Source organism: Xanthomonas sp. NCPPB 1826, assembly GCF_056725285.1.
Map to the genome: position 1 here is coordinate 4,395,938 of NZ_CM161521.1, position 18,781 is coordinate 4,414,718.

Below are 18,781 nucleotides of genomic sequence, written 5' to 3' on the forward strand. Positions count from 1 at the left end.
GATGCTTCCCTCATTGAGAATTGACGGGGTCTATGACCCTTTGTATCGAACTTTTTAACTTGATGCTGCTAGCGCTCCCACACTTTCCCCCAAGCACACTCGTCGAGTCTGTGCAGACATACGGGCGCTGTCTTCATACAAGCCAACCTAAGGTAAAGCTCGCTTTCTCGGATTTATCACCGCTCCTAGCAACATCGCTAACACGCATCAAATTAGATTATCTGCTGCAAGCCCTTCACTAATTGACCACGCATTTCCAATAGCTTCTTTTTATTGCAACCATCTCTCCTCTTAATGATGAAATTCACGGCGTGGTACTGTTGCGCCGTGGCGTAATCGTCCAAGTATGCAGACCCCACAGCCTCCTCCCATTCTTCGGCCAGCTAGCCTAAGCGGCTACAGGCCAGCTGCAGCAGTCATTACTGGGAGCTAGCCAGGAAAATTTTCTATGTTTATGCACAACAAGCGTTTGATGTATACCGTCCGAGTGGCCCAGCCAAACCCTGATCTGGCTACGCTTATGCTTGAGCAATTTGGTGGACCGCAGGGTGAACTTGCCGCTGCAATGCGTTATTTCACCCAAGCCCTAGGCGAGAGCGATCCGGGGCGCAAGGATCTGCTCTTCGATGTCGCTACCGAGGAGTTAAGCCATCTTGAGATTATTGGCTCGATTATCTCAATGCTTAATAAGGGGCCGAAGGCGGTTCTCTCCGAAGGGATGGAAGAAGCCATGGAGATGCGTACGCTCACGCAAAACAGCACCAGTCATACCCAGCAGATTCTGTATGGCGGTGGCCCGGCACTGGTGAACTCAAGCGGGGTGCCATGGACCGCTGCATACGTCGATTCGATCGGCTGCCCAACTGCCGACATGCGCTCCAACATCGCGGCGGAGGCACGCGCCAAGCTGGTTTACGAGCGCCTGATCAATGTCACCGACGATCCGGGCATTGTGGATGCTTTGCGCTTCCTAATGACGCGCGAAATTGCACATCAAAAGTCCTTCGAAAAAGCACTGTATTCGATCGAGCCCAATTTCCCGCCAGGCAAATTGCCAGGTGATCCTCGCTTCACCGATGTCTACTACAACACCTCACATGGCGATGGTGACACTACCGGCCCCTGGAATGGCGGTGAGCAATGGGAGGTCGTCGCAGACCACGAACAGCAGGCTGCAGTCGATGGCGGGGATGGATTGGCTACCGTGGCGCTGGACGCCAGCCAGACTAAGGCGCTGGAGGCCATGTCGCTGCGTTTAATTTCTAATCCCGAGCTGGACCGTGTAACTGGTGCTGATTTGGGCGCAGGCCCCGGTGCCGGCTCCACCACAGGTGATATCCAGCGCAAGCCCTGACTGCACAGCCACGCCAGACTTCGGCTGATGAACAATTAAGTGAATAATTAAGTGAGGGGGTCGCATAGGCCCCCTTTTTCGTTGCTATCAAAATTTTCCCGCTTTTGGCCTCAATGTTCCTCATGCCTACCGGCGGCTATATATTTTATGAATATTTCATGTCGCAGGCCGCATATCTGTCTGGGTATAAGTCACAAGATGAAAGCGAACGCATCCACTCGCCAATTGTAGTAGCAGGCCGAGCAGGAGATGATTAGGCATTCCGTTCGATAGGCGACACAATGTCTGAAAGTAAAAGTCAGCCGCTTGTTCTCTTGGCCGAGGACGACGCCGCGATGCGCGAACTAGCCGGCGCTGTTTTGGAGGAGTACGGCTGCAAGGTCATTGCAGTGCCAGACGCACGATTGGCTCTTGAAGTCGCCTATCTGCATCCCTCTCTTGATCTGATCGTGACCGATGTATTCATGCCAGGACCTATTAGCGGCTACGACATGACACGCGAGCTTCGGGAAAAGGAGATAAACGTCCCGGTCCTTCTTATCTCCGGGTGGACGGAGCTCCCTGGCAAACTTCCAGATAAAACTAAATTCCTCCCAAAGCCCTACACCTTGGCGTCGCTCTTCGAGATTCTTGACGAATTTCTGAAACCCACGCAAAGCGGCGGCCAATTAACCTGAATAAGATGCACGCGTGGCTGACCTGACAGCGCTGGAGAATTGGCCGCGCCGCTCCTGGCTCGCCTGCTGCCCGGCGAGCATCAAAGCTGGCCCACAAGATGCGATCAGAGTTGAGGCGCGCACAGAGCCAGCGCATCGGCAAACGGCAATGATCCAAGATGGTTAACTGGGCCGCTTGGATCGGCATAGCGCTCAATTTAGCGAGGACTGCGCCATAGCTGTTTTTGTATGCCATCAAGCCGTTCGCGATGTCAGGAAGTTCTGAGCCAGGCGTCTTGTCGCCCTACGCAATGGAACATCGGCTCATCTGAGGCCGGGCGACTCATTCTTAGGCCGGGGCTTCGTAAGTCCCCCCGATCCAAGACAAGCTTTGCCTGACCAACTTCTTCCGGCGCCTGGTGGCTAGCCGCACCACTCTTGGAAACCCTATGACTGCAATGGGGAAGATCAAGAAAAACCTGGTGGCCGACCCAAACCGTGGCAAGAAAGCCGAGCGATTCTTGGAGGAATCCGACCTTCAGAAGATCTTCGATCCCGACGCGTTCTTCGCTTGGGCAAAGGAATTTCCCATTGCTGGTGGTGCCCCATCTCGGCACTTTATAGCGGCACGCGTGTCAACGAAATCGCGCAACTCAAGCTCCACGACATCGCAACCGAGAACAGGATCTGGTGTATGGCCACCCAGCTCACGGTCGACGACGACTTGGCAGGCAACGAGCACTTTGCCGTAGCACAGTGGGCTGCGACGTGTTTTTGGACCACCTCCCACTCCGAGGCTCTGGCAGCTGGCGCCCCCCGCCCATGGCCGCCCCCCACCGCTTGGGGCTGGCTTGGTTAAGGGAGCCTCAACGCTAGGAGGACTGCCTTCACGTCTTTTGGTCGAGTCCAGCGGCAAGTTATTGGCTCCCCCCTAGAAGAGGACCGATAGATGGCCATCAAGACCCTTGAAGAGCTGTTCGTTCAAGAGCTTTCTGACATTTATAGCGCTGAAAAGCAGCTAACCAAAGCCCTGCCCCGCTTGGCTCGGGCAGCAGAGAATCCGGATCTCGCGGCTGCGTTTGAGACCCATCTGGAAGAAACGCAACATCAAGTTGAGCGCATCGATGAGGTCGCCGAAGTGCTGGGCATCCGGCTCAAGCGGATCAAGTGCGCAGCTATGGAGGGATTGGTCGAGGAAGGTAAAGAAGTCATCGACTCGATCGAGAAAGGAGCAGTGCGCGACGCCGCGCTGATTGGCGGCGCCCAAAAGGTGGAACACTACGAAATCGCCTCGTATGGCACCATCGCGGCGCTCGCCAAGCAGCTCGGATACAAGGACGCGCTCCCACTTCTTCTTGAGACATTGGAAGAAGAGAAGGCAACCGATGAAAAGTTGACCCTCCTGGCCAAGGCCGGCGGGAACGCCAAAGCCATCCAAGCAGCTTGAGGTAGGACCATGGAACGCGACCAGAAAGATTTGCCGGCGCCGGGCGAAAAATCGCGCGAAGATACGCCTGCCCAACAGCAGCATCAAAAATCACGCACAGAGCGTAATCACGAAGAAGCGCTGGAGGAGACCTTTCCAGCTAGTGATCCCATCTCTCCCTTTGTTCCAGCCAAGCCTCCGGTGGATGAACACCCCGCCGAAGACCGTGCTACCGAAAACGCTGGTTATAACCAGCACGGGCACGGGAAGGGCGGCAAGGCGGGCGAAGGAGAGCCGGAGGGCACGTCGGAACGTAACGGGACGACCCAGCCCAATTTTGGACAAGCTGGAACGTCTGGCAAAGCGCCCTGACTCAGCGGCCGACTTGGGGGAGCGGCACGCATTGCCGCTCCTTCACGGATTTCTGCGCTGGCGGGACTAACGTCGGGTCGCTCGCTTAACTCTAGGCCGTATGCGCATGTGGAAACGAAACGGGTTATCGATCGTGCTGCTCTTCTTGCTTCTCTGCTTCTTCGGGGGGCAAGTGTGGACCGGCTTTTTGGCACACAATCAAGAACTCGCTGCTGCACACCGTGCGTCATTGAATCTATGGAACTATCTGCACAGCGGGCACTTCGTCAGCGCCACGTTCGAGAACTGGGAAAGCGAGTTTCTTCAGATGGGCATGTATGTTCTGCTCACCGTCAGCCTCCGCCAGAAGGGCTCTGCTGAATCTCGCCCATTGGACGAATCCCAGGAAAAAGAGCGCATTGAGGCTGGTTCTACGCCTTGGGCCGTTCGCAAGGGAGGGCTCTGGAAAACCTTATATGGTCATTCCCTGGCGATCGCCTTCGGAGCCTTGTTCCTCCTGAGCTTCTCGTTGCACCTGGCGGGCAGCTGGCGCGCGGAAGTCGATGAGCAGATGGCGCTTGGACAGCCTGCTCCCACGTGCTGGGAACACCTTTGGAGCAGTAGCTTCTGGTTCGAGTCCTTCCAAAATTGGCAGAGCGAATTTTTGGCTGTGCTCTCATTGGTCATCTTGACCATTTTCCTGCGTCAGAAGGACTCGCCTCAGTCAAAACCACTGGGCGCCCCGCATAGCCAGACAGGCGATTGAGGCGCCGGAGTTCCATGAGTCAGTCCGTCCCCGCACTTTTGATCAGCGACATGTCGCTTTCTTGGGCCAGGACGGGATAGTTAAACGCACAGCAGATCCACGGATACGAGGTCCCTTGCATGGCGCTGGCTCAAGGTGAGCTAAGACCCGAATCATCACCGAACCCTCTTAACCGACTGCGGGCACTATGCGAGGGGAGCGTGCGCCGGGCTTGGTCGGCCACGTCCCCCAAGCACTTCCCCCGCTACTGGTCGGTCGAGCCCTTGGACGTCGCGTTCTCTTTCCGGTTGGAAGGCTCCTTATCCTGGCTCTCGGCTCCGTGAGCGTGTCCACCGCTTGGGTCTTCGACTTGGATCACCGCCCCCTTTTGCCAGGCGTCTGCCCCGGGGTCTATGTTCGGCACGGCGATATCGACGCGGCGCTTTCGCTTGTCTTCGCTGCTGACGCCAAGCCGCGCGTCGCGAGCCGCCACCATCGCCGGGTCGGCTTGGCCATCGGCCGTGAAGCCCATCATCAACTGCGGCATGCCTCGCGGAAGGTCTTTATCCAAGTCGGTGTGCCAGGTGTGCCACGTTTTCCCATATGTGCGGATGAGTTTCTCCATGAGCTCGTGCTCAGCCACCTCCGGGATGCCTGGTGCGATCAGCTGCCCCGATTTCACTTCTTGGACGTGGCTATGCCAGAGCGCTTTCTCCTGCTCAGGGAGGCCCGCGAATAGCTTCTCACTGATGATGTATTCCACGCCCATCAGCTTGGCGTCTTTCACATTGCCATCGTAGATGGTGCACTGAATGACATCCTCATTGAGGATAGAGCAGTAATGATGAGCCTCCATCTGGAGCTTCATCTGACCATTGTAGAAATGGAATCCATCCAGGTAGGCGTTGACGGCATCGATCGGCGGCCGATCCTGCATCACTGCCGCACCCGTTTCCAAGGCCTTCGTCTTGGCCGTTTCCTCCGCCCCAGGAGCTTGGACACTGGACTCGGTGTTTCCGCCCCCGCACGCGGTTAAGGCGAGGGCTGCCGCAGCGGATAGGATGGGTCTACGCATGATGTTTTCTCCTGAATCTGTTACCGAAAGAGACGGGCAAGATCAGTCGTCTTGCGCTCATCGGCCAAGCTTTTGAGCGCGCCACCGACTTGGAGTCGAAAACCGTAATGACGTCGGCTGGCATGATGCAGCTGGATCACAAGAATGGCCCGTCATCCCTGTGGCAATGCTTTGCCAGGCTCTGGTTCCTTCGTCTTGTCAAAGCTTCGCTTGCAGCGGTATCCGGTGAGGGACATGCTCTGCTCCGCATTACTACTTACTTGTTGTTGATCGCTTGTTGGGTGGCACGCGAGCCAGAAAATACACACCGCCTTGCGTATTTTCTCCCCTAGAATTTACAGACAAACTAACCTCCGGCTTCACGGCCCAGGAGTCACGATGAAGAGTGATTGCAACAGAGTCCGGGACTGCAAACGTTCAAATCAGCCATGGACGTAACGGCTTGGCACATTCTTTATATGCTCTGGCTGACTGTGGGCGCCGTTGACTTTCAGCTGCACAGAGCCAGCAGTATCGAATCCACGTCGGGGCTAAACGAATCCAGGCTGCACTTGGTTTAGATCGCAATCCTCGGGTTGGCAACCATCCTCTGGCTCTGCTTTCGAGCATCGCAACCACTTTTCGCGATCCTTCTGGGCCTGGTGTGCCTGCATGCGATCACGGGCTATTGGGACACGCGGGTGGCCTATCCCAAGCGAGCGCTCCGCCCCTTGGAACAGCACGTTCACAGTATCTTGGACGTTGCCCCATGGGTTGCAGTAGGTGCAGTTTATTGGTCTATCCCTAACAAGCACATCGAGACTGCTGTGGCGTTTGAGCCAGCCCCAATGGCCTTGTGGCTATTCGCCATCGTGCCGGCGTAGTTTCTTACTGTGCTTCCCGCCCTTTTTGAGTTCCGACGCTGTCTTGTCTATCGCGCACTCTAGGACGTGTCGCAAGTCGACCCCCTGTCGGATCACCGTAGCGCATCCGACAGGGTACTGTTGAATATCAAATCTTTACTTCTTCGCCTCAACGCCCGGAGTTGCATCGCGCACCAGGAACTCTTCGGTGAGTTCCGGCAGGTGCGTCGCCAGCCAGTCGGCCATTGCTTCCTCCTGAACCAAAATCTCCTCGCATACGCGCGCCGTTTCCGGGTCACCGGCGGTCTTGGCCGCCGCGATCAGCGCGGTATAGGACGCGATTTCGAAGTGTTCGAAGACATAGCCGGCCATCGCGCCTTTCACGATTTCGTCTGATGCGGTCATCCCACCCACCGCTTGGCCTAGAGCCGCCATCTTGCCCATCACGTCTTTGATCGTGGAGGGAGAACCGCCCAAACGCTTGATACACCCCTCGAGCAACTCTCTCTGGCCGATCGTTTCTTGGATGTGCTCCTCAATCCGCGCCTTCAAGATGGGGTAGTGCTCAATGCGGGACGCTTGGCCCCTCAACATAGTTTCGGCCTGCTGTTCCATCGCATGGGCATCGCGGAGCCAATCAAGCAAGTTCTCTTTGGGTTCTGCCATTAGGATATCCTCGTCAGATCGGGGAAACCGTACCCTATCCAGCCAGACATGGAGAAAAAGCGATGTTGAAGTGACGGCGGAGCGAAGCCTATCGACGATGTGTCAGTTCCCAATGTAGCGGCGTAGAGCTCAGAGACTATGCCCTGGAGATCGGCAAGCAGGATTGTAGTCACCCTCGCGCGTTCCGCGTTTATTTTCAACACAGGAGCAGCTGAGTGAGGTTGGTAAGTTTTGTAGAGGCAGCATCAAAGCGAGCACGGGAGTACAAAATCTGACCCGTTTTCCAATCCAGTTTCATCCCGCAGGATGGCGAGCACACGAGGGGGGGAACACTGTTGAGCGTTACCGCAATTCGGCACGTGGGCGATTAAATGCTCACGGCCCGCAACTGATTTCAAGACCCGGCGGTATCACACTTCATCGCCACCCGGTCACCAGTGTCGGCTTCACTGATCAAAGCTATGCGTATGACTACGCCAAGCAGTGGATGATCACGTGCCATGTATCGAGCACAGGCTCGGTAAGCGCAGCCTAACAACCGATTGGCTTAACCTTGTTTTCGCCGCCTGCGAGCCCGTGCCAAGACAACATCTCGTCGATGCGTCGTCCGACGAAGTCAGCATCTTTGGACGTGAGTACCTTCTCTTTAATTAGTCGCGCAATGCATGCGAACGCCCGCAAGAAATGGTAGCGATTCGGAATTGACGCCCGCAGTGCTGGCACTGCTGCGTGCAAGTGATTGAGATCGATGCGCAACTTGGCTCTGTCCATCCCTTAAGTATCGGCAGCGCGGTCGCATCGCCTGAGACGCATGGTGCAGATCTGCACTTCGCGCCCGCACGGTGATGATATCCCGCGCACTTCTGTATTCGACCTCATCGACGGTGAAGGTGCCCTTGCCGACCAATCTTAGTTTGTCTAACGATGTGTCCTTAAACTTTCTAAATAATCCGCCCACGCCTGCATCATCTTCTTGCGCTCTGGCAGGTGCGCCGCGCGGTCGTAGGCTCGCCCCAATGGATCACGCACGGCATGCGCAAGCTGGTGCTCGATGTAGTCGGGCGAAACCCCAAAGCACGGTGCGCGCCATTGCACGAGAGCCGTGACCTACAATGGTTTCGCCGTCGAAACCCAAATTGCGGAGCGCGGCATTGACCGTGTTCTCGCTCATGGGGCGATCGGCGCTAGGCACCCCGGGAAACACGTAGTCGCTGCGCTTGGTCAGTGGCCACAGTTCCTCAAGCACTGCCACTGCTAGTGCTGACAAAGGAACAACGTGCGCGGTCTTGGTCTTGCTGGTGACGTAGCGCCACTCGCCGGCTTCCAAGTCGATATCCGTCCACTTGGCCTGCCGCAATTCGCCAGGGCGCACGAAAAGCATGGGAGCCAGCTTGAGGGCCCCGCAGGTCACAGGCGAGCCCTGGTAGGCCCACAGCGCGCGCAGCAGCTCGCCGATTTGCGCAGGCTCGGTCAGGCTTGCGAAGTGCTTGGTTTGCCGCTGCTCCAATGCACCCAGCAGGATTTCGCTGAGTCCTACCCGTCACCATCGCGTACTGGAAAACTCGTCCTGCATGAGACCTCGCGCGGTGGGCAGTCTCCACCACGCCCCTTTGCTCCAGCTTCCTCAGAGCAGCCAGAAGAATGGGAGCACTGACATCAGTGATCGGCATGTCAGCAATAAAAGCCAAATCCTTTTCGATCAGACGGCGCTCTCGCTTTACCGAACCTGGACCTAGCCCCTCCTTCGCTCGCTTAGCCAACAGCTCAAGCGCAATGGTTCCGAATGTAGTGTTCACGCGCTCGGCTTGGACCGCTCGCTCAATCCGAGCGACATGGGCCGGGTTAGCTCCACCCTTCAGCAGCATGCGTAGCTTGTCGCGCTCTGCACGAGCCTGCATCAGTGAAAGCGCCGGATACTCGTCGATGGTCACCATGCTTGGCTTGCCTGCATACCGATAGCGATACCGCCAAAGCTTTGCACCAGTGGTACGCACCTCAATGCACAAGCCATTTGAGTCAGCCACCCGAAAAGCAGCATCCCGAGGGTTAAGCGCGCGAAGCTTTGTATCTGTAAGCATGTGGAGTCAGGCACCTGTGAGTCGGGCAGGCAAGATGCGATGGAACGACTCACAGCCCGACTCACTTCACACATGGATGCAGCTGGATCCAGCTGGATCCAGCTGGACCTTGCAAGACCAAATACCAACGTTTTTCAGGGGATTTCTTGAACCTTCCGGACTATATCGGACGTTCTTGAACCGGAATTTGGTGGGCCCACCAGGATTCGAACCTGGAACCAAAGGATTATGAGTTTGTCGTCAACGCGCCATGCCTAGGAAAATCAAGCGCAAGGCAGCGTAAGCAGCAGAACAAAAAAGTAAGCTGAGACAGTAGTTTAGCGCAACTTTCCGAAGGTACGCAAAACTCAGCTCTGTACCGCTGGAGTACCAGTATCTGGAAAAATCTTGAACCCGTAGCGGTTTATGGCTGTGGCGCCCACGGGTTGACGATAGTCACTCCCGTCGACTTGAATCGGCTGCTTTGCGCGTGACCACCGCCATGCTGTGCACTATCGCAGCTGCGAGCGGATGCGCTCATTGCGCTTGTTAGATCCGTACAGACGAGCGCCGCGGCGCAACAGCGGTATCAGTAGGCAATGTTTGCGGTTATAATACGTGCTGATCGAGCCAGGAGCGCAGTATGGCCCCCGGGTTGCATCCTTGTGTTGAGCCGACAGAACGCGAGCTCTAGCTCCATGATAGTGATGACCGGTATGAGAAGTCGGCGGCATCAACACTTTCACCCCACGCTGTCACAATCGCTTTACGCTTGCCGAGGCGTACTTGCGCACCTCTGATATTTCGGGGTATCGAGCACGTACATTATTCCAGATCAGCCGATCGTGCTCTAATGGTCACGCGCGGCGGCTTGAACTGGAACTCTGCAACGTCCGGCATCACCAGTGCACCGGCGATGTTACGCCACTGTTTCGTCAGCCGCTAATAGCCTTCAAAGCTCAAACAGCATGTCCGCAGCCTTACCGCGATCTAAATATTTGGTAAAGGACTATTTTTTTTTGTCTTTACCTCTAAAATCAAGGTCTGAAAGTGCCTCTTCTATCTCCCACCGCCAACCCTGTGGCAACTGAGTCGAAGCAGCTCGGATCCGCTGACTTGCTTCGGCCCCCTCTGATCGCTGCGCTAGTACCTTCAAGATGCGCTTCATATCTTCGGATCTAGCAGCAGTAGTCGCAAAATCCAAAGCATCCCATTCCGATTCAAGATAGGACGAAACCAAGTCCTCTCTTGCATCACGGCATTTGTCCCAATCGTGACTTGTAAAAAACTTGAACAATCCGAATGTGTCTTCAGAACGTCTGAGGACCTGGTAAGCCGTTGGGAACGTGGCAGCAACCATCGGTCCAGCATTGATATGCCTTGTAGCTAGGAGGATAGGTAAAAGCGAGGCGGCGGCTTTCAGCTGAGCGGGGGAGTCGACCGCTGCCGAGTCCCAAATCAGTCTGCCCAGCGCCCTCGCAGTTGAAAGCGAATAGCCGGCGAATCCACGCATGCTGATAGCTTGAGCTATAAGATTTATTTCCTTAACAATTCTGCGCCTGAATGGTGGAATGCAGCTCTCGATAGCGGCGACATTTCTTTCGAATATTTCGAGAGAAACATCAGGATGCATGGCCGCCCGGACAATTCGACTCGCGTGCACCCTTGCGCCAAGATATTCCGTAATCGATTCAATTGAATGCGCCCAAGACTTATTCGTCGGGGCGATAAATAGACGCTCTAATGACGCCTCAGCAAGTGACTGTGCCTCATTGCCAGATACAAACGGAAGCACGCGAAGCAGCGAAAAATTCGTCAATTCACCCTCGGGCCGGAAAATACTTAGAGTACGAACTACCTCGTCCGCATTACGATGCGGGAATTCGCAAAGTATACCTATTACTTTAAATAAATCCTTGTCAAATGCGAGCATGGCACGCAACTCGCTATCAGACGCCAAGTCGACCAAGTGGGCGGCCAATCGAGCTCTCGTCTCCGGAACAAGATTTTTATTTCCAATGACCCACCGAATATCTTGTGCGTTTGATGCGAGCATCTCGCTGATGAACAAGTAGGCACCGTCTGCTGCGGATAGATGGGCAGCAGCATCCATAAGCAATTTCTTCGCGGAAATCTCTTTTGAACGAAGTTTTAGCGCTTGGCGATACCGCAAGTCATTGAGGCTACCTGCTTTATAAAGCCGGACCAACTCACAGCAAAGTTCAGTCCCATCCAGGCTACGAATGAGCAGTGCGGCGGGGCCGAAGTGGACACTCTCCACTAGGAGCGGCAATAGCCTACTTTTCGCTATTCGCTGCAGCCTTGGTGACGCGAGGGACAGACCCGCTGCAATATGCTCAGAGAGGTGTGGTTGCTCGGGGATTAGCCAACCGGCTAAAGACCTACTTCTCACGAGTGCTTGAATCAAGCCGGCAGGAGACGCGCCCGAGAATTCTTCGGCGATCCGACTGTCTCTTCTCAGCGAGATTCCATCACCCAATGGGCCAATAAGCAGCGGGTGATCGCGAGATTCTACGAGCATATCAATGCTACGCAAAGCTACTTCAGGTGAAGATATTGCAAGCCTGTAGGCAGCCGAACGAATTCTACGTAGGACAGAAAAACCTACAGGGACGCCATGCAACTTGTCCGTAAGCGCTAGCAAGAACCGCCAAGCATCGGCAGGAGCCAGGGCATCGACTGCTAGGTCAGCCGATTTGGCGATCTGTGGCTCAAGTGCGTGTATAGATTCAACGCTCCTGCGTGGACGACTATTCGCGATATCAAGCAGTCCGAGGATGGCATGAGGGGACTGATGGAGCTTTTTTAACAGTTCGGTCCACAGGTAAGCGATCCTAAGGTCGGACTCCTGTGAAATACCCAGCCCAGTGACTAACTCAGCGTCGGAGTTGCTGATGAGGGACGGCTGAGCACTCTGGAAGAGCAGCTTTGCAATGCTTGCTGACCAGCGATGCCTGGGAGGGGAAATTTGTGCTGCGTCGATCTTCCGTCCGCTCCAATCACCGAACCTTGACCGAGCATCTTTGGGAGAAAAGACGATGTCAAAGCTTCTTCCGCCAAGTGAACGAGGTGATAGTGCAAAAGTAGATATAGCCAGTTCACATCTAAGCCTTGGCCAAACCGCAGTTATAAGACGAACCGCGATGGCTTCTGCTGCGGTTGATCCAAACACAGCGATAGGCTGCCTATCTTCTAAAAAGATGGCCTCTACGAGCTCAAAAGCGCTGCCCTCTTGAACCGCTTCAATCGCAAAGTTTGTAACAGGTAACTCTAATGGTTCGGCAGTGACCTTAGGCCCAACTGTATCCAGTAGTGCAACACAGGCTTGAAGGCTTACACCGCGCTCCCACTTAGCCATAGGAACGAAAATGCTGCGTGTATTGACACACCCAGCTCTAGTGGCATCCATATCTTGCCACGTCCGCGCCACTACGTAGTGTGTCATCGACGGCAGCGGGTACAAAGAAAGATAGGGCTGGAACCTTTCGCTTGGCCGAAGAGGACCAGCAACGTCCGAGAGACGGTCGACTGATGCCTGATCAGTTTTGTCAAGCTTCATGCATGTTGAGAGCATCTGGTGCCCCTGCCGATAGCCATGCAACTGCTGATTGAGAATCAAATTCATCTCAATCTTGCTCGCCAACAACCCATGCAACTGGAAGCGTCAAGTCGGACGATCCATCCCAGCTTCCTTCCACCATCCGTTGAATATGCCCCATCTCTGAGAGGTCGGATTCAAGGCATTTCTGTTGAAAGTTGGGCTCCCCTAGGTCGCCACCGACGATAGACACTCCGTAGATGCTTAACTCAAGTGATTCGCAACCTTCAATCGCACCTGCGAAGAGAGGGAACTGGGCAGTGAGATACGCCAGAGGGCCGGCTGCGCGAGTGACCTCGTCAAGCAGGTCCCATGCTGTAACCATCACCGCAACACGGGGCTTCTTACTTGGCCGAGAGAGGCGTTGCTGGAGTAGTCGTAGAAGTTCGCAAAGCACTACCTGAGTAGGGATCTCAGTCTCGTTATTTTGGCCACCATACTTTCCTGCAAGCTGGCCGGGAGCCACAATCCAGTCGACTGGCTGAACATTGGACGGTGAGTGAACACGAACGAATAGCAGGGCCCCACAAGCCTTCTCTATTTCCTCTAGCCACTCTTGAGGAAGCTCACTATCGCGCACTGCTTCATGCCAAAGCTCACCTGAGAAATCCGGAACTACGAGGTGAAAGGGACAACCATGATCTCCGTCCTTGAGTTGCGCGGTGAATTCCCGCCTCTCGGAGCTACGATCAGTTCTGCCGGAGAATTCGCCCTTTAAGAGCTGTTCGCAAATTGAATCTACGTATTCAATGTTGCTGGGCATTCCGATCCGCTGAAGCCTACCACGGCGCTCCTTAAGCGCGATCCATAGGCGACCAACATAGTTGCTTTTTCCTGAGTCGGGACCCCCAATCAAGAGGACAGAGCGATGGCTCACACAAACCTCCTGTAGTTGGCGAAAGCTCGGCTAGATATAGAGCGCTCAGCATCGGGCCACGACTCTGGAGCGGCATGCGTCCGTGAGAGTGTGAGGTCTATCAATTCTGACAAGCCTTCGCCTGGTGCAATTTGTTTCTCATTCGAGAATGAAGCGATTGGTGACAATGATACATTTAACCCAAGTAATTGCGCGGCCCTTTGAACCTTTACTAGTGAAGCTGCAGGGAACGTTTGCTTGTCGCGCCACGTAGCTACGAGAATAATCTGTGGCAACGAGGTCAGCAGGGGATGCAGTCTTTCAATCAGATTTGTCAAAGTGTGCTCAGCACGCTGCCTAGTCTTGTGATCGGCAAACTGCCTGCCATCCACCATTATCCAGATAACCTCAGCCGACTTGACAAACTCAAACCTGTCTCGCTCGGAGTTGCTGATTAGAGACGTCGTCCATTCTCCGGGTAAGTCAGGCATTAAAAGATCAAAGCGTCTTTCGTCGTGACGCCTTTTGAGGCGGAGATGCAGAAACCCAGCCTGACGTGCGTCGCTTATCTCTGTGCGGGTAGTCATCTGCTCTGGTGCATGGCCTGCGTTCCAGCAACGCGCGCCGCGAGATATTTCATCTAAAGCCATCAGTGTATGGCTCTCCAAATAGCTATATCCATTCAGTCGGTGGTGAGCTAAGAGCAAATACAGGCTAGCAATGCAAGCCGTCTTGCCGGCGTCGGGAAGCCCGAGGATTGCAATTAAGGTGACATATCGCTCTTGCATCAGCTCGCCGGCCGATTCGAGGCTCAGCGTACCCGTTCGCGGCAGAGCTACCGCCGAGCTTGTCGGAGGCACTAATACTGCGTCGCCGGCATCTGAGATCCCTGAGTCCTCGGAAAAAGTACTTTCCGAGCTTTCCTTTCCATCTATCTCACCAGCTTTATTTTCCTCGTTGGGCGATTCAACAAAGGCACTTAATGACGAATATGGGCACAGATCAAGAGAGTTATACCCATTCATGCAGAGTTTGGTTTGCGCCACAGTGCATTCAGGCGCAGAACAATGTACCTCTGTCATGGCTGTGCCGCGAATTTAGCGGCCAATCGTGCCACAGAGCCTTCTAGCAGGGCTCTTGCTCCCCAGTCACCAGCTGGGCGCTTCTCAGAAGAAAATGCAGCATCTGAAGAAGAATTGGCTATCGCATACAAAAGGGGAAACACAGCCGGGGCCTGGGTAGGAGGCGTCAATGCAGCCGCAAGCTTTTCTCTGTGTGCCGTAATCGAGGAGAGAAGTTCGGCCAGAGAAAGGGGATCTCCACCCCTGACATCTCTCAAAACAATGTGTCGATGGCCATTCCCCGGGGGCTTCTTCAATCGGTTAGCGGCGTCAATTCCAGATGCTACGGCTCTGGTTGGAAGTGGAAGCTCGGCCATTGAGAGGTCGAGGCTATCGCTATGATTTCCAAGTACCCACCACATGAAGTCGAGCTCTTCACGATCTAGTTCGGCATTTTTTTCAAGCGCCTCTAACATTGGCGCAACTGCTTTACTAAAGGCCTGATTGACCTTGGCTCCTGTAGGCGAGTCTTGAGAGATAGTGACAGCACCAACCGCCGGCACCGGCATACGTTCTCGGCCTGCATTTGCTGCGTTCAGAGCCCGAGCGCGAGAGGCTACTAGGAGATCGCGCCTTATGGCCTCTATCTTGGTCTCCTCAATCGGAATCTGGTACGAAAGTGCAGACCAAAGTGCTGCGGCCAAAATATCCGCACATGCCGATTGCGAATCCGAAAGTTCTACTTCAAAGAAGTGAATCGCTGCCATCGATCCTAGTACTTTGATCTGGAGTTCGTCGTGTTGGCTCTTTGCAACAAATGAGACTGCATGTTTCTGGATTTTTTCCACGATGACAGAAGAAGTTGGACCGGGAAATTTCTCTACATTTCCCATCGCGTTTGCAAGCTCAGACGCATATCTGACAGCTTCTTGTGCCGAAAACGCAGCTATCCATTCGACTATGTCAATTACAGCGGCAGCTCTCTTCTCAACCCAGTCATCATTGACAGCCGCTCCGAAGACCAACGCATACTCAGCTAGCTTTTTCATTTCTCCCCCTGTGGCTTTGTTCTCTCCAAAACTACTTCGGCTACTTTCATGTCCAGAACTTTGAGCTTATTTTCGTTCATCACGAGCTCCCGTAATAAGCTGGACTGGTAACTATGATTGAAGCCTTCATTCATGTCTCCGACGATAGCATCTAGGTCCGCGAAAATCCTTAGCCGATCGCCCTCAGAGATGTCTCTAAAGAACCTTAGATGGAGATTTCGGTATTCGGTTTCAGATGTGGCGGGCAGAGGGGTGTGATCTTCGTTTTCACTGGGACGAATGATCTCTACTGGCGGAGGCGCCTCATCCGGGTCGTCTCGCTGCTCAGTAGCGGGGCGAGGTGCTTTGACAAAATTTGGAGACCCCAGCACAGTCGTCTCTCCGGTTTCTGCAAGACGGCGTTGATCGGAATCGAAGCGCTTTAGGCTGTCGTCCCAAGCCCGGAGATGAAGAGTGACCTCAAGCGCGTCAGCGCTCTCATTCCAGTCGAATTGGATGATGTTGTAGGCGTAAGTATATTCACCTTCAACTCTGTCAGGCGTGGTCGCACCCGCAGCAAGCATCATCAAGGAGCACCCTTCCTCAATCTCTTCAACCGAGACGGCCGCCAAATGCTCATGACCAGAGATGAACATCCGAGCGCGACCACGAAGGAAACTTCTAGTATCCTCCGAGTCCGCACACCAACTCAAAGGGTGATGTGACAGAACAACCAGCTCTTCACCCGGAGCGGCCCGCATCACGCGTTGCTGCTTTCCGAGAAGGAGCGCCCCTTTTTCATCGCGCCCTTTGGTGCACGTGAGTGCAGAATTGAGTCTGACGAATCGAATGGATCGACCCTGTGTTAGCTCAATCTTCCTTTCGGTACTTTGCCCCTCACAGTCTAGTGGGCACTCGTATGCGGTCGCGAAATTTCGATAGTGCTCAAACCGGGTATATAGGGCCTCACGACCTGCCTTGTCCGCCAAAATCTCGTCCAATGCGGTTTCACCGGATTGGTAGATAGATTCCAGCAAAAATTTGGTCGCACCCTCGATCTTGTCGCGGTCAACATCATGGTTTCCAGGAACCATCTGTATATCGGACGGTGCACAGCCAACACGTGCGGCTAGCTGATCAAGCCAATCACCTGCATCCACATATTCGCTATGCTTTCCTGCATAGGCAATGTCACCAGTTACTAAAATTCCCGATGCAGCTCCTCCGGGCAGGCTTGATATCAAGTTGGCAGCGTCCTCAATAAGCTCTCGTCTAGCATCCTCATTGATTTTACGCGGGCCTCCGGGTCGCTCTTGACCGAAATGGATGTCCGAAAGATGAACGAATATTACGGTCACAGCTCCTCCTGAATTCCTTTTTGTAGGGGCAGCGACGGCCGTCCCGCCTCCTGCATCCTGACACGATCCGCCCAGCGGTTACTTTGCCATAGTAGGCTGCAGATGGGACGCCCAAGTTAGATTAGGCGAACTTCCAAGCTCCACTTTGGACGCTAAGCACACCGGATGCGTCTGCTTAAAGACGATGTACACCGTTTCGCTAATAGCTGAAAATTCCAGGATTTGACTAGAATTCATAGGTTCGCCTGCCTTGAGACTATTACGCTCGAAGTCAAACCAAACGGCAACCGCGCCGACAGCATCTTCAACGGGGGGTCCAGATCCGCACACAACTTCGAATCCTTGAACTTGGCTTGGGCAATCAAGTCGGTCAGTCGTGAAACAGCGCCCCCTATAACGTGTTCATGCATTCCCTAAAGGCAAATACAACGTGTGCGAATTCGCCGTGGCATCGCGGAAGCCGTAGGCGCGATAGAAACGGGCCGCTTTCTCATGCAGCGCATCCACTAGCAGCACACGTACCCCCAGCTGCTCGCGCAGCTCCAGGCAGCGCGCTACGGCATGCGCCAGCAGGTAATCACCGTGACCCTTGCCCTGCTCACTGACCGAAACGGCCAGCCGTCCCATGCGGATGGCCGGCACCGGGTAGTTGGGCAGGTACTTGCGATCAGCCTCCTGCAAGTCGGTCAGCAGAAGTTGGGCAGCGCACAGGCTGTAGTAGCCAAGGATGCAGGTCAGATCCGCGTCATCCGCCAGGACGTGTGTAGTGCTGATGCCGTCACGGTGATGCTGGGCGGCCTGCCGGCGGATGTAGGCATCCAGCGTGGGTTCGCCGCAGACAAACCCGTCGCGATGGTGCCGCTTGGGCTTAAGTTGCTCGACAACGAGCACTTCTCAGGCCTGCGCGACGCGGGCGAGGGCCTTTTTCAGCTTCGCGTTCGGCCGGAAGGGAGCATCCAGAGCCTTGAGGAAGCGCCGAGACTCTTCCACCGACAGGGTGACGGTCAGTTCCGCAGCCATAACGTTCTCGGCCTCGCGCAGTACCGCATCACGCACGAAAGCGGACAGCGGCACGCCTCGCAGGTCGGCGGCACGGGTAATACGCGCCTTGTCAGTGGAGTTCAGGCGCAGGTCGAGACGGGCGGCAGCAGCAGGCATGACAGTTCTCCTTGTACGGAATACTACCGTACATGCACTGAAAGTCAAACGCTAGTATAGGACTGCACTGCACGCCACTGATTGGCATGGCCCTGAAGCGAGGGCACGCGCCAGCGCCGGCGAAGCGGCATGACATCGCGCTAGGCGAGAGCTATGCGCGGCGAAGTTCTGCTCTGAGCAGCAAGCCCAGGCGGAATGCGCATGCGCGTCAGTTCAAGCGGCACAGCGCGTGCTTCGGCGTCAGCGCACGGTACTGTGGCGTGTGTTGAGCGCTATACAGCGCATACCTTAATCGCCGCACAATCTGGTTAAGGTTCCGGGCCCAGACAAACAGTTGGTAGCTGGACTCTCCAAACACTTTCGTCCCGAATTGAGGTTCGCCGGTAAGGCCGGCGCGAACAGCAAGTATCACCCATCCGCTCGTCGAGCACCTCTCGACATTGGCACGCTCTCGGACTGCTTCCTTCTCGGAAGCAGTCATCAGGAACTGAAATCTCCTTTCGCTCTACGTCAGGCACTTACCGTGTTT

At 54.9% G+C, this 18,781-nt stretch carries 14 protein-coding genes and 3 pseudogenes; 6 read left to right on the forward strand and 11 right to left on the reverse strand.

What is annotated here, in order from left to right; translation table 11 throughout:
* The first annotated feature begins 448 nt into the window (after positions 1 to 448).
* The 6 genes and pseudogenes from AC1PLA_RS18425 (at position 449) to AC1PLA_RS18450 (ending at position 4,553) form a co-directional block, all read left to right on the forward strand.
* Positions 449 to 1,354 (forward strand): manganese catalase family protein, encoded by a 906-nt coding sequence (locus AC1PLA_RS18425; RefSeq protein ID WP_104570784.1) that lies wholly within the window; start codon positions 449 to 451, stop codon positions 1,352 to 1,354.
* 281 nt (positions 1,355 to 1,635) lie between these two features.
* Positions 1,636 to 2,031: a response regulator gene (locus tag AC1PLA_RS18430; RefSeq protein ID WP_104570785.1), complete on the forward strand. Its 396-nt coding sequence runs from the start codon at positions 1,636 to 1,638 to the stop codon at positions 2,029 to 2,031.
* Positions 2,032 to 2,044: 13 nt separating this feature from the next.
* Positions 2,045 to 2,180: pseudogene (locus AC1PLA_RS18435) on the forward strand (phage virion morphogenesis protein); the annotation flags it as partial.
* A 779-nt stretch (positions 2,181 to 2,959) separates the two neighbouring features.
* Positions 2,960 to 3,457: a YciE/YciF ferroxidase family protein gene (locus AC1PLA_RS18440; protein WP_104570786.1), complete on the forward strand. Its 498-nt coding sequence runs from the start codon at positions 2,960 to 2,962 to the stop codon at positions 3,455 to 3,457.
* A 9-nt stretch (positions 3,458 to 3,466) separates the two neighbouring features.
* Positions 3,467 to 3,808 carry a hypothetical protein gene (locus AC1PLA_RS18445; protein ID WP_481105086.1) on the forward strand — a complete coding sequence of 114 codons (342 nt, stop codon included), beginning with the start codon at positions 3,467 to 3,469 and terminating at the stop codon, positions 3,806 to 3,808.
* Between the two features lie 106 nt (positions 3,809 to 3,914).
* Positions 3,915 to 4,553, forward strand: coding sequence for a DUF6766 family protein (locus AC1PLA_RS18450; RefSeq protein ID WP_181143269.1), 639 nt, complete (start codon positions 3,915 to 3,917; stop codon positions 4,551 to 4,553).
* 244 nt (positions 4,554 to 4,797) lie between these two features.
* Here the strand turns inward: AC1PLA_RS18450 and AC1PLA_RS18455 are convergent, their stop codons facing one another.
* From AC1PLA_RS18455 to AC1PLA_RS18505, 11 genes and pseudogenes are all read right to left on the reverse strand, one after another.
* Entirely contained in the window at positions 4,798 to 5,607 is an 810-nt protein-coding gene (locus tag AC1PLA_RS18455; RefSeq protein WP_104570789.1) for an OBAP family protein, read from the reverse strand.
* A gap of 998 nt (positions 5,608 to 6,605) precedes the next feature.
* On the reverse strand, positions 6,606 to 7,115 hold the full coding sequence (locus AC1PLA_RS18460; RefSeq protein WP_104570791.1) for a ferritin-like domain-containing protein: 510 nt from the start codon (positions 7,113 to 7,115) through the stop codon (positions 6,606 to 6,608).
* A 787-nt stretch (positions 7,116 to 7,902) separates the two neighbouring features.
* Positions 7,903 to 8,022: pseudogene (locus tag AC1PLA_RS18465) on the reverse strand (phage late control D family protein); the annotation flags it as partial.
* Positions 8,023 to 8,033: 11 nt separating this feature from the next.
* Positions 8,034 to 9,193, reverse strand: a pseudogene (locus tag AC1PLA_RS18470) (tyrosine-type recombinase/integrase).
* A gap of 988 nt (positions 9,194 to 10,181) precedes the next feature.
* The gene (locus AC1PLA_RS18475; protein WP_481105087.1) at positions 10,182 to 12,818 is read right to left on the reverse strand and encodes a GAP1-N1 domain-containing protein; all 2,637 of its coding nucleotides are present in this window, start codon (positions 12,816 to 12,818) and stop codon (positions 10,182 to 10,184) included.
* A gap of 1 nt (position 12,819) precedes the next feature.
* A complete protein-coding gene (locus tag AC1PLA_RS18480) occupies positions 12,820 to 13,554 on the reverse strand; it encodes a TRAFAC clade GTPase domain-containing protein (protein WP_481105088.1) in 735 nt (244 codons plus the stop codon).
* 110 nt (positions 13,555 to 13,664) lie between these two features.
* A complete protein-coding gene (locus AC1PLA_RS18485; protein WP_481105089.1) occupies positions 13,665 to 14,672 on the reverse strand; it encodes a TRAFAC clade GTPase domain-containing protein in 1,008 nt (335 codons plus the stop codon).
* A 53-nt stretch (positions 14,673 to 14,725) separates the two neighbouring features.
* The gene (locus tag AC1PLA_RS18490) at positions 14,726 to 15,757 is read right to left on the reverse strand and encodes a GTPase-associated system all-helical protein GASH (RefSeq protein WP_481105090.1); all 1,032 of its coding nucleotides are present in this window, start codon (positions 15,755 to 15,757) and stop codon (positions 14,726 to 14,728) included.
* The gene (locus AC1PLA_RS18495) at positions 15,754 to 17,094 is read right to left on the reverse strand and encodes a metallophosphoesterase (RefSeq protein ID WP_481105091.1); all 1,341 of its coding nucleotides are present in this window, start codon (positions 17,092 to 17,094) and stop codon (positions 15,754 to 15,756) included. The genes AC1PLA_RS18490 and AC1PLA_RS18495 overlap by 4 nt, the downstream gene beginning before the upstream one ends.
* A 402-nt stretch (positions 17,095 to 17,496) precedes the next feature.
* On the reverse strand, positions 17,497 to 17,985 hold the full coding sequence (locus AC1PLA_RS18500; RefSeq protein ID WP_481105092.1) for a GNAT family N-acetyltransferase: 489 nt from the start codon (positions 17,983 to 17,985) through the stop codon (positions 17,497 to 17,499).
* Positions 17,986 to 17,988: 3 nt separating this feature from the next.
* Positions 17,989 to 18,252: a type II toxin-antitoxin system TacA family antitoxin gene (locus tag AC1PLA_RS18505; RefSeq protein ID WP_481105093.1), complete on the reverse strand. Its 264-nt coding sequence runs from the start codon at positions 18,250 to 18,252 to the stop codon at positions 17,989 to 17,991.
* Between the last annotated feature and the right edge of the window lie 529 nt (positions 18,253 to 18,781).

Coding starts and splice junctions, on each gene's coding strand:
- AC1PLA_RS18475 (WP_481105087.1), bottom strand. CDS start 12,818: ATGAATTTGATTCTCAATCAGCAGTTGCATGGCTATCGGCAGGGGCAC.
- AC1PLA_RS18445 (WP_481105086.1), top strand. CDS start 3,467: ATGGAACGCGACCAGAAAGATTTGCCGGCGCCGGGCGAAAAATCGCGC.
- AC1PLA_RS18505 (WP_481105093.1), bottom strand. CDS start 18,252: ATGCCTGCTGCTGCCGCCCGTCTCGACCTGCGCCTGAACTCCACTGAC.
- AC1PLA_RS18490 (WP_481105090.1), bottom strand. CDS start 15,757: ATGAAAAAGCTAGCTGAGTATGCGTTGGTCTTCGGAGCGGCTGTCAAT.
- AC1PLA_RS18440 (WP_104570786.1), top strand. CDS start 2,960: ATGGCCATCAAGACCCTTGAAGAGCTGTTCGTTCAAGAGCTTTCTGAC.
- AC1PLA_RS18485 (WP_481105089.1), bottom strand. CDS start 14,672: ATGAATGGGTATAACTCTCTTGATCTGTGCCCATATTCGTCATTAAGT.
- AC1PLA_RS18430 (WP_104570785.1), top strand. CDS start 1,636: ATGTCTGAAAGTAAAAGTCAGCCGCTTGTTCTCTTGGCCGAGGACGAC.
- AC1PLA_RS18460 (WP_104570791.1), bottom strand. CDS start 7,115: ATGGCAGAACCCAAAGAGAACTTGCTTGATTGGCTCCGCGATGCCCAT.
- AC1PLA_RS18425 (WP_104570784.1), top strand. CDS start 449: ATGTTTATGCACAACAAGCGTTTGATGTATACCGTCCGAGTGGCCCAG.
- AC1PLA_RS18455 (WP_104570789.1), bottom strand. CDS start 5,607: ATGCGTAGACCCATCCTATCCGCTGCGGCAGCCCTCGCCTTAACCGCG.
- AC1PLA_RS18450 (WP_181143269.1), top strand. CDS start 3,915: ATGTGGAAACGAAACGGGTTATCGATCGTGCTGCTCTTCTTGCTTCTC.
- AC1PLA_RS18480 (WP_481105088.1), bottom strand. CDS start 13,554: ATGCCCAGCAACATTGAATACGTAGATTCAATTTGCGAACAGCTCTTA.